This window comes from Pseudomonas arcuscaelestis (assembly GCF_016881005.1).
GTDB classification, from domain to species: domain Bacteria; phylum Pseudomonadota; class Gammaproteobacteria; order Pseudomonadales; family Pseudomonadaceae; genus Aquipseudomonas; species Aquipseudomonas arcuscaelestis.
Window position 1 is genome coordinate 1 of the sequence record NZ_JACOPV010000034.1, and the last position, 9,678, is coordinate 9,678.

5 protein-coding genes and 2 rRNA genes are annotated in these 9,678 nt (G+C 56.6%); 3 read left to right on the top strand and 4 right to left on the bottom strand.

Features of this window, described 5'->3' with window-relative positions:
* Together H8F21_RS28805 and H8F21_RS28810 are read left to right on the top strand one after the other, a co-directional pair.
* Positions 1-5,090 (top strand): immunoglobulin-like domain-containing protein (locus tag H8F21_RS28805; RefSeq protein WP_203585806.1); only part of this gene is annotated, 5,090 nt, incomplete at its 5' end.
* Between the two features lie 159 nt (positions 5,091-5,249).
* Positions 5,250-5,591, top strand: a complete 342-nt coding sequence (locus tag H8F21_RS28810; RefSeq protein ID WP_136473932.1) for a tryptophan synthase subunit beta — start codon at positions 5,250-5,252, stop codon at positions 5,589-5,591.
* Positions 5,592-5,629: 38 nt separating this feature from the next.
* Here H8F21_RS28810 and lapD read toward each other — a convergent pair whose 3' ends face one another.
* Together lapD and lapG are read right to left on the bottom strand one after the other, a co-directional pair.
* Positions 5,630-7,576, bottom strand: a complete 1,947-nt coding sequence (gene lapD, locus H8F21_RS28815; RefSeq protein WP_203482834.1) for a cyclic di-GMP receptor LapD — start codon at positions 7,574-7,576, stop codon at positions 5,630-5,632.
* Positions 7,577-7,586: 10 nt separating this feature from the next.
* Positions 7,587-8,279: a cysteine protease LapG gene (lapG, locus tag H8F21_RS28820; protein WP_203482835.1), complete on the bottom strand. Its 693-nt coding sequence runs from the start codon at positions 8,277-8,279 to the stop codon at positions 7,587-7,589.
* Between the two features lie 306 nt (positions 8,280-8,585).
* Between lapG and H8F21_RS28825 the strand changes: the two genes are divergently transcribed.
* On the top strand, positions 8,586-9,275 hold the full coding sequence (locus H8F21_RS28825) for a GntR family transcriptional regulator (protein ID WP_328824409.1): 690 nt from the start codon (positions 8,586-8,588) through the stop codon (positions 9,273-9,275).
* A 76-nt stretch (positions 9,276-9,351) separates the two neighbouring features.
* On the opposite strand, the gene rrf (H8F21_RS28830) is transcribed toward H8F21_RS28825, so the two are convergent.
* Positions 9,352-9,467, bottom strand: a 5S ribosomal RNA gene (rrf, locus tag H8F21_RS28830).
* Positions 9,468-9,576: 109 nt separating this feature from the next.
* Positions 9,577-9,678: ribosomal RNA gene (rrf, locus tag H8F21_RS28835) — 5S ribosomal RNA — on the bottom strand; the annotation flags it as partial.

Genomic DNA, 9,678 nt, shown 5'->3' on the forward strand with positions numbered 1-9,678 from the left:
TGACCGTGACCTTGAGCAACGGCGCCGTGATCAACATCGCTGCCGGTGCTACTACGGGTACCGTCACCGTCGATGCTCCGGACGATGACGTCTACATCGACCGCGACAACGTCGAAGTCACCATCGATGGCACTTCCGGTGGCGATTTCGAGAAGCTGGCTGTGGATAACACTCCAGCGGTCACTGACGTCACTGACACCATCGATACCAGCACCGTCAAATTGACCGCCGATGTCGGCACTATCGGTGAAGGTGGCGTCATCACCTACACCGCGACTGTCAGCGCGCCAGTCACCGGCTCACCGCTGGTGGTCAAGCTCGACAACGGCCAGACCATCACCATCCCAGTAGGCCAGACCACCGGTACCGTGCAAGACACCGCGCCGAACAACGTCCACGAAACCAACGAAGCGCTGACCAACAGCATCGAATCGGTCACTGGCGGCAACTACGAGAAACTCGAAGCTTCCGGCGAAACCAGCGTCACCGTTACCGACGGTCCAGGTACTGAAGACACTACTGGTCTGTCCCTGACCGCGACGGATAAAGTCGACGAAGGTGGCCAGATCACCTACACCGCGACGCTGACTAACCCGGCCGGCACCGCGATGACCGTGACCTTGAGCAACGGCGCCGTGATCAACATCGCTGCCGGTGCTACCACGGGTACCGTCACCGTCGATGCTCCGGACGATGACGTCTACATCGATCGCGACAACGTCGAAGTCACCATCGACGGCACCGACGGCGGCGACTTCGAGAAGCTGGTGGTGGATAACACTCCAGCGGTCACTGACGTCACTGACACCATCGATACCAGCACCGTCAAATTGACCGCCGACGTCGGCACCATCGGTGAAGGCGGCGTGATCACCTACACCGCGACTGTCAGCGCGCCAGTCACCGGCTCGCCGCTGGTGGTCAAGCTCGACAACGGCCAGACCATCACCATCCCAGTGGGTCAAACCACCGGTACCGTGCAAGACACCGCGCCGAACAACGTCCACGAAACCAACGAAGCGCTGACCAACAGCATCGAATCGGTCACTGGTGGCAACTACGAGAAGCTCGAAGCTTCCGGCGAAACCAGCGTCACCGTTACCGACGGTCCAGGTACTGAAGACACTACCGGCCTGTCCCTGACCGCGACGGATAAAGTCGACGAAGGTGGCCAGATCACCTACACCGCGACGCTGACTAACCCGGCCGGCACCGCGATGACCGTGACCTTGAGCAACGGCGCCGTGATCAACATCGCTGCCGGTGCTACCACGGGTACCGTCACCGTCGATGCTCCGGACGATGACGTCTACATCGACCGCGATAATGTCGAAGTCACCATCGACGGCACCGACGGCGGCGACTTCGAGAAACTCGACATCGACCCATCGGCGGCGGTCACTGATGTGACTGATACCATAGACACCACCACCCTTGAACTGACTGCTACCCCGTCGGTCGACGAGGGTGGCAAGATCACCTACACCGCCACCCTGAGCAATCCGGCAGGCACCGCGGTGACCGTGACCTTGAGCAACGGCAAGACCATCATCATCGATGCCGACGCAACGTCCGGCAGCATCACTATTGATGCGCCGCGTGATGACGTTTACATCGATGCAGGCGATGTCAGTGCGACCATTACCGGCGCTGACGGCGGCAACTTCGAGAAGCTGGACATTAGCGACACCCCAGCGATCACCCACGTTGCCGACACCCCCGACACCACCACCGTCGGGATCAGTGGTACAGGTTCGGTTGCCGAAGGCGAGTCAGCCCACTACACCTTGACGCTGTCCAACAAAGCAGAAGCTACTGTCACCATTACGCTGAGCTACTCCGGCACGGCCAAAAATGGCGAGGACTTCACTGGTAAGACTACTGTCACTATTCAAAAAGGCAGCAGCACCGGTAGCTTCAGCGTGCCAATCCTGCGTGACGGTATCGCCGAAGGTGCTGAAAACTTTACCGTGAAGATCGACTCAGCCACAGGCGGTAACTTCGAAAAACTGGAAGTAGATGGCAGCGCTGGCAGCGTCACGACCACCATCCAGAGCAACGAAGCGCCAGTAGCTGCTGGCGGGGCCGTGACCGGTACCGAAGACAATGACCTAGTGCTGACCTGGGCCAATTTCGGCATCTCCGATGCTGACACTCCAGCCGCCAATCTGGGCCTGACCATCACTAAGCTGCCTGCCGATGGCGTGTTGCAGTACAAAGAAGGCAACGTCTGGAAGACCCTGACCAAGGCCGATGTCGATGCAGGCAAGGTCTTCAGCAAGGCCGACATTGATGGCGGTAAGTTGAAGTTCACTCCGGATCACAACGAGTCGGGTATCAACGCCAACGGTGGTACCGGCGTAGGCGATCAGAAGGCTGACTACGCACATATCCAGTTCAAGCCAACTGACGGCCAGGGCGTGGGCAACGAAGCGACCGTCAAGATCGATATCACCCCAGTTGCCGATGCGCCAAACCTGACCATTGGCAGCAACAACGTGAACTCACTTGGTCTGGTCAAGGAAAACTGGAACACTCTGGTCGGCCTGGGTACCAATGGCAACGGCATCACCGGAGACGCACTGAAGAACGTCTTCGATAAGTCTGGCAACCCGAATAGCAGCTCTTTGGTCACCAACGTCGAATCCAACAGTAATGTCGCTGTAGGTTCAGGCTCGAAGACCTCTGGCTTGATCTTCCTGGAAGCAGGCAAGACCTACAGCTTTAGCGGTGTGGGTGATGACAGCGTTCTGATCACGATCGGTGGCAACAACGTAGCGTCGGCCACCTGGGGTACAGGCGGCGCGATCAGCGGCTCGTTCAAGCCGACTATCAGTGGTTACTACACCCTAGATATCTACAACGCCAACCAGGCAGGACCGGGCAGCTTCGACGTCAATCTGTCGGTCGATGGCAGCACCCCGGTCGACCTGAGCAAAACCAATATCCCGATGTACCCGAGCGTCAACGATCTGACCAACGCGGGCGTCACTGTGGGTGAGCTGCATGGCGACAAAGGCGAAGGCTACTACCAGGGCTACAAGCTCAATGAGGGTGCGGAAAACGGTACAGTCAAACTAGTGGGTATCGCCGCCAATCTGACTGATACCGATGGCTCGGAAAAACTCAGCATCAAGCTCGGTGGTATTCCGGAAGGCTCGATCCTCAGCGATGACGCAGGTCACACCATTACCGTCGGCAAGACCGAAGTGGATGTCACTGACTGGAACCTGAACGGTCTGAGCATCAAGCCGCCGGCCTACTTCCAAGGCAAGTTCGACATCAGCGTTACCGCGACCGCGACCGAGAAGGCCAACAACGACTCCGCCTCCACCCCGGGCAAGATTACGGTTACCGTACACCCTGATAGCTACCTCCCTGGCAACTTGACGGAGTTGGACGACACCAAAACCCTGGGCACCGAGAACGACATCGTCGTTGCCGACGTAAACGGCCTGCATGTAACGCCTGGGCAGGACTACAACCTGGCGTTCATTGTCGACACCTCGGGTAGTATGGGTGATTGGGGGGTAAACGCTGCGAAGAAATCCCTCGAGTCGGTTTTCAATACTTTGGCCAATAGTGTCAAAGGCGCGCAGTCCGGCACGGTGAACATCTTGTTGGTGGACTTTTCTACCCAAGTCAACACCACCATCTCGGTCAACCTGGCTGACGAAAACGGTCTAAAGACGCTACAAGCCGCCCTACTAAAACTGACCGCGGGCGGCAACACCAACTATGAAGATGCGTTCAAAACCACAGCTAACTGGTTCCAGAACCTCAAGAACGACGGTAGCAAAGGCAGCAATCAGACATTCTTTATTACTGATGGCGAGCCAAACCGTTATCAGGCAAATGAACAGACCGATCCGACGTTCAGGGGCTCCAACTACACGCTGGACGGCGTCCTCGGCTCAATAAACTATAAGCTGGGCGACGAAATCACCAATAAAATGCTAGGTAGCGACAACCGGATCAGCATTGATAAAAACGGCAACCTCACGGCCGAGTATTACTCCGGCAATCGCTGGCGCGAGGATAAAAATGCCTCGGGCGAGTTGCATGCTCAAGGTGACGGCACTTACGAAATATCAAATTTGGCTGGTTCCTGGAGCTCGCTCATCACCAGTAACTCGAAAGAATCTTTCCTGTTGCTGTCGAAGCAATCGAGTGTCGAGGCCATCGGACTCAATGGTGCGATCAACACCAACGACTTGAAACCATATGACACCGATGGCAAGCCACAGACCAACATCGACCCGAGCAAGCTGGCCGAGGCTATTCTCGGCCATACCGAAGCGACCAAACCTGGCAACGACACAGTCAGCGGTGGCGACGGTAACGACATCCTGTTCGGCGACCTGGTTAGCTTTGATGGTATTGCCGGTAACGGTGTTGAAGCAATGCAGGCCTATGTTGCAGGCAAGTTGGGCGTACAGCTGGGCGAGGTCGATGGTCGTGTACTGCACAAGTACATTGCCGAGCACGTCAGCGAGTTCGATGTATCACGTGCCAATGATGGTGCCGATACCCTTCTAGGTGGCGACGGCAATGACATCCTCTTCGGCCAGGGTGGTGATGACTACCTCGATGGCGGCAAGGGCAATGACATTCTGCTCGGCGGCAGCGGCAAGGACACACTGATCGGTGGTGCTGGCAATGACTTGCTGGTTGGCGGCGAGGGCAACGATACCCTGCTGGGCGGTGAGGGCAATGACATCCTCATCGGTGGCAAAGGTGACGATATCCTTACCGGTGGCAGCGGTGCCGACACCTTCGTCTGGAAAGCCGGCGACACTGGTAAGGACGTGATCAAGGACTTCAGCCGCGCCGAAGGTGACCGTCTGGACCTTAGCGATCTGCTTCAGGGCGAGAGTGCCAGCACTATCGACAAATTCCTGAAAATCACTACGGTCAACGGCGAATCGACCCTGCAGGTCAGCTCCACCGGCAAGCTCAACGATGCCGGCGGTATCAACAATGCCGATGTGACCATCAAGCTCGAAGGCGTCAATTGGGCCAACACCACGATCAACTCGCTGGTAACCGGTGCTGACCCAACCATCAAGATTGACCACTCCAATAGCTAATACCCATCGACTGCGGCAGCCCGACACCGGCTGCCGCAGTCGACGGGCTTGGCCTGTACCCCACTGACGCTGCATACTCGCTCGCCAGGCCCTAAGCCCGGCGAGCTTGGCCTATGCTGCTGACTGCGGATACGGACTCAATTTAACGAGGGATAACCCATGTTCTACGTGCAACGTAACGCACAGGGCGAGTTGCTTCGGGTAGAAGCGGCAGCCTTCGACGAGTACACGGAGGAGTTGCCGGCCGACCACGCCGAGATTCAGGACTGGTTTGCCGACGATGTTGTCGAGAACAGCCTCAAACAGCTCAAGCAAAGCGACCTGGACATGATCCGGGTGCTCGAAGACTTGATTGAAGTACTGACCACCAAGGGGGTGATCAGCATCACCGACCTACCGCCTGGGGCTCAAGCCAAGCTGCTCAATCGTTCCAGCGCACGTGAAGCGCTTGGTGGTTTGAACAACTTGATCGATGACAGTGACGACGGTGGTCTGATCTGAGCGCAGCGGGCCTTCCTCTGGCCCGCTCAGCACATTCTTCAGCGCCAGGGTGCGGGTTCACCAATCAACCTGCCCTGCACGCCCTGAATACCCATCTCACGCAGGACCTTAAGCTCACCCTCGGTTTCGACGCGCTCAGCAATCAGCGGCAGGTCAATACTGTGTGCCGCGCGCTGGATAGCCTCGATGAACAGTCGCTTGTGTTGCTCTTCATCAATAGCGCGGATGTAGCTGCCATCAATCTTCAGGTACGCCAAGCCCAGGTGGGCAAGGTTGCCGATCATGCTGAAGCGTCCACCGAAGCGCTGCAGGCTCAGGCTGAACCCGAGCGCATGCAGACGCCGGGTCAATTGCTCCAGTACCGCTTGATCCGGAAGCTGCTCTTCACCAATCTCCAGGGTCAGGCGTGGCCCCAGCGCCTGGTTCTGAGCGAGCAGTGCGTAAACCCGCTGCAACGCATTGGAATCGGCCAGCGTGGCGGCAGACAGGTTCAGGGCCAAAGACTCGGTGTGGGTTTGCATATGCTTGAGCACCTGCTCGAGCATTAACACATCAAGGCGTGCCGACCAGCCAAAACGCTCAAGCCAGGGCAGAAAGCGTCCTGCAGCGATGGCTTGGCCCTGATCATCCAAAACTCGCGAGATCACTTTGTAGTGCAAGACCTGCTCTGGCGCATTGCTGGCCACGACCGGTTGGAAAAACAGCTGGAAACGTCCTTGCTGCAGCGCGTCATCAAGCAGCTGATGCCAGACGTGATGAGATTCGCCCGCTTGAGGCGCTGAACCTTGTTCAAGACACACCCAACCCGGCTCCGCTTGGCCCTCTGCGCGAGCCAGGGCCTCATCTGCGAGCTTAAGCAAGGACTGAGGAGCATCACCAGGGCTATAGGGCGCCATACCGATACAAGCCACTGGAGAGACGTCAGTAGCCCCCGTATCCGCCAGGCTCTGCAAGGTAACTTCCAGAGCCTGTGCCAGTTGGACCGCCTCCTCGTGTACCAGGCCGGGTGCCAACACCGCGAACTCACCACCACGGCTGCGAGTGATCAGATTGTTGGTTTCCGGATAGTTGGCGCAGGTGCGTTGCAATTGCTGACCAACAGCCTGCAGCAACTGGTCGGTGCGTTGACCGCCCAGACGCTGGTTGAGGCCCGCCAAGTCCTTTACCCGCAACAGCAACAGGTAACCAGGTCGAGCTTCCTCTAAATTGCTGACCTGGGCGTTGAGCTGCATTTCGAAATAACGTCTGTTGGCCAGGCCGGTCAGGCTGTCCTGATAGGACTCGACGCGCAGTTTTTCACTACGCTCGGCTTGCTCCTTGAACAGCGCCTTGAGTTTCTCGACCATCTGGTTCATCGCTTGGACCACTCGGCGCAGCTCAGGCGTGCTCGGTAGATCCGGAAGGCTCAAGAACTCGCGACGGGCAATGGCGTGGGACTGCGCAACCATATAATCCAGTGGCTTGAGCTGTCGACGCAGCAACAATGCGCCAAGCACTGCGCTCAGGGCTCCGCACAACAGCAACCAGCCCAAACTGCCCAACGCGCTCTGCCAAAGTTTGCCCAAAGCGAACATCGGATGGCTTACTACTTCGACACGGGCAGCCTGTTGCCAGCCACGACTGACAATAGCATCGCCTCCAGCGGCCTCAAGGCCGATCAGGCGAATAAACCAGCCTGGGACACCATTGGCATCAGCTTCGGCGTGGCGCTCCACCAGCACGGCGTTAGAGGCCAGATCGACAACTTTGATACTCGAGTAATAACCGCTGTCGAAAATTGAACTGACCATCAGCTCGACCATCGCCGGATCGTCGATGTTCGGTGTCAGCGATAGCGCCAGTGCGGTAGCCGCATCCTGGGCATGCGAACGCAGCTGGTTAACATATTGGCTGCGCGAACTCTCGAGGCTCACCATGAAGCTGCCGCTGAACGCGACTACCAGAAACAGGCAGATGGCGAGCAGCAATTGTTTGAACAGTGACATCTGTGCTCCTTTAGTAAACCGGTTCGGCCGGGAAACCTTCGGCCTGCATCTTTTTCAATAGATCCTGCCAACGGGACAAGCGTTTGGTATCACCCACCTTCTTGTTGCCTGATGCTCCCGTCAGCCATAGTCCCTCACCGTTGAAGGAGTAAACCGGAAGCAGGTCGGTTCGCTCACTGGCGGGCTTGATAGCATCCATCAGGCTATCAAGGACCAGCGGCATGGCATTGGGGCTTGAGTAATACGTGAGCACCATGTGCGCACGATTCTGGCGCAACGCTTTTACGTAGGTGATGCGCAGCTTTTCAGCCGGGACCCCCATGCGCCGCAGGCTGAAGTACTTGGCGATAGCATAGTCCTCACAGTCGCCCTGTCCCTTGATCAAGGCCTGTATGGGTGTTGCCCAGTAATCGACTTCTCGCCACAGGTCGATATCCTCGACGTAGCGCAATTGGTGATTGAAGAACTGGTTGACGCGTTCGAGTTGCGCGGCTTCGCTGCCCTGTTTCTCCGTTGCCAGCAAGTTCTGCCACGCATCAATACGCCCCTGCCCTGCTCCCAGCGGCCCATACAGGGACTGTGCACGACGACTGATCTGGGAGAAATCCCAATCTGCATGCAAGCTGCCCAGCAACAGACAGCCGAGCACACCGGCAAGGGCCAATCTGCGAATGGTTAAATGAACAGCCCAACGTATCGCCACTGCGAAAACCTGCGCAGACCCGTGGAAAAGCACTGATGGTGCGGCCTTACCTGCTAAAACACAATGGCACCTTACAATCGTGGTGACATCACTTTGCTTTCAGTCAAAAAGTTATCCGCTACACCGGTACGTAGGGCCGGCTTCCATTGGATTTAGACTTCATTCACGATAGCAACTTGCACCGCGCCTGTTGTTCTACAGTGGATGGGGAGGAACGCCCGCGCGGTTTGACAAGCAACATTACGCTGACTAGGTTGATTGGATCCAATCAATAAAGCGTTTCGACATTTAAGGAAAAACTAAAGCGTGACCGAAAAAACCAGTTCCTTGGGCGAAATACTGGGCAGCGAGCAAGTCCCCGCACATCTGGCTCGTAGTGTTATTGAAGAACGGTTGCGCAGCGCCATCCTTGATGGTCGCCTGGCACCCGGCAGGGCTGTACGTCAGCAAGAACTGGCAACGCTGTTCGGGGTTAGTCGCATGCCGGTACGCGAAGCATTGCGACAACTTGAGGCGCAATCGCTGCTACAAGTTGTAGCTCATAAGGGCGCTGTAGTGGCCCCATTGATTGGCGAAGATGCCGTAGACGCTTATGCGCTACGAGTGATCCTGGAGTCAGAAGCACTGCGCCAATCCATTCCTCATCTTGATGCTGGCGATATCGCTCTGGCTCGCAGCTACATTAGCCAGTTGGAAAACGAAACCCGGCATGCCGAGATCGGTCGTTTGAACCGACTGTTTCATATGAGCCTTTATAGCAAGGCTTCCAACAAGAAGTTGTTGCGCCTGATAGAAATCGAACTCAACGAGGAAGAGCGCTTCCTACGCTTTCACCTGTCCTCTATGGGCCTGGGCAAACTGACCCAAGATGACCATAACCAACTGGTCGATGCAGCCAGCGAGAAATCAGTCGAAGAGGCTATCAGGGTTCTTGAGCGTCACCTGAATACAGGCGTGACAGCAATAAAAGCCTACCTGAGCAGAAGCACCGTCTAGGGCTACCACAAGGCTGCTCATATCCCAGAAAGACAAAACCCCTGTCTGCAGTGCAGACAGGGGTTTTGGAATTGAATCTTGACGATGACCTACTCTCACATGGGGAAACCCCACACTACCATCGGCGATGCATCGTTTCACTGCTGAGTTCGGGATGGGATCAGGTGGTTCCAATGCTCTATGGTCGTCAAGAAATTCTGTGTGCTGGTCCGTCTGTAAGACGTGCCAACGAATTCTTGATGCTTCTACTCTAAAGACAAAACCCCTACCTGCATATGCAGATAGGGGTTTCGGAATTTAATCTTGACGATGACCTACTCTCACATGGGGAAACCCCACACTACCATCGGCGATGCATCGTTTCACTACTGAGTTCGGGATGGGATCAGGTGGTTCCAATGCT